Here is a 1,195-nt window from a genome sequence, read left to right as displayed (position 1 = left end):
TTAAAGTGCAAACAACAAAAGCGAGAAAAAACTAATGGCATCACAAGATAGAGAATCTAGAACAATCGTACTAAATATCCCTGTAGAAGATTATCTACAATTTATCACTCATAATGAATTTGCTCGAAAAAGTATTGAGAATCAATATAAATGTTTCCCTGAGTTATTTCCTGAATGCTTTCATAAGGGATTCAAATTGAATGGTTATGAACGTGTATCCAAGAAAACAGGACAGCGTATGCGCCGCATATCGTCCAATGGGATCACTTACCGTATCCGCCCCAGTTTTCTGATGCCTTATAATAGAGAAGTGACTCCAGAGGTAGAAAAGGCTTTATTCTTAATCAAATTTGGTGTTCCTTTTTGGGCACTGGGATCTGTTTTTGGTAAAAACCACATGTATTGGTATCGATTGTTTATCTCTCTTTCAAGCTTCAGTTTAGTGGGTACGAGCATTCATAAAAAAGAAACCCTTCCGGAAAACCTTTTGTCTGATGAGTTTCACTCTAGACAGCAAGGAAGTAAGGTTTATGTAGCCACAACGGTAGCGCAAGAGTGTATATTAGGAGTAGAAGCTTGTTGTCAAGTCACGGCAAATGCTTTGGAAAAAGCCTATGGCGTATTTAAGAAAGAGGCTCGAGATTTGGATGCTACGTATTCACCCAAAACAGTAAATACTGATGGATGGAATGCTACGCAAATTGCATGGAAAAAAATATTTCCTTGTGTGGCTATCATTGAGTGCTTTTTACATGCTTTCTTAAAGATTAGGGATAGAGCAACAAAAGCCTTACAGCCTTCATTTCTTCAAGTAGCTGAAAAGGTTTGGAATATCTACCGATCTGATAATAAGAGATCTATGAGTCAGATGATCCGGAGACTGAAAGAGTGGACTCAAGAAAATGTACCTGATAGTCCCATGAAGGAAAATGTTTTGAAATTAGTCAGTAAAAGAAAAAACTGGTTAAGACATCTTGATTTTGAAGGGATTTATAGAACGTCATCCCAATTGGATAGGGTAATGCGATTAATGGAGAGGCATGCGGTGAATTCTCAGAAATTTCACTCTACGGTGGAAGCAACAACGCTCAACTTTAGAGCATTAGCGTTGTTACACAACTTTACTCCATACAGTCCATGGACAAGAATTAAAAATGGTGGATATACGAGCCCTGTTCATAAGATCAATGGCTAT

The 1,195-nt window shown here is 37.8% G+C and carries 1 protein-coding gene; it reads left to right on the top strand.

The window, feature by feature from the left end; translation table 11 throughout:
- Window positions 1–34: 34 nt before the first annotated feature.
- Window positions 35–1,195 (top strand): hypothetical protein (locus tag ABD985_RS21220; RefSeq protein WP_345375343.1); only part of this gene is annotated, 1,161 nt, incomplete at its 3' end.

The sequence above is a fragment of the Algivirga pacifica genome (genome assembly GCF_039543525.1).
Taxonomy (GTDB): Bacteria; Bacteroidota; Bacteroidia; order Cytophagales; family Flammeovirgaceae; genus Algivirga; species Algivirga pacifica.
Note: the sequence above shows the minus strand (reverse complement) of the source record. Positions and strands in the feature narration are given on the sequence as shown.